Origin of the sequence: Microbacterium sp. ZXX196, from assembly GCF_009709595.1 — a bacterium.
Classification (GTDB): Bacteria; Actinomycetota; Actinomycetes; order Actinomycetales; family Microbacteriaceae; genus Microbacterium; species Microbacterium excoecariae.
This window is the reverse complement of sequence record NZ_WMEE01000458.1, coordinates 1-242: the sequence shown is the minus strand read 5'-3', so window position 1 is coordinate 242 and position 242 is coordinate 1. Positions and strand designations below refer to the sequence as shown.

The window sequence follows — 242 nt, the reverse complement described above, 5'->3', positions numbered from 1 at the left end:
ATGAAATTGCGCAACCGAAATTGCTCTGGAATGAAAGCGCCGTCTTCGGCGGCTTCGAACAATACGACAGACCCGGTTGGAAGTTTGGCAGATAAGCGGATCGCCGCTTGATGATCGAGGCTCCCGGCTTCGCGCATGATGTTAAGCGATAAGTCGTGTAACCCCGGATTATGTCCAATAATCATAAGGGTCTGAGCGCCATCATTCTCCGCGATAATATCAGAAATGCCGCGTTCGCCCGC

General features: G+C 52.1%; 1 protein-coding gene. It reads right to left on the bottom strand.

Translation table 11 applies throughout. From position 1 onward, the window contains the following. A partial coding sequence (locus GJQ66_RS15030; protein WP_230379682.1) for a hypothetical protein occupies positions 1-242 on the bottom strand: 242 nt, incomplete at both ends.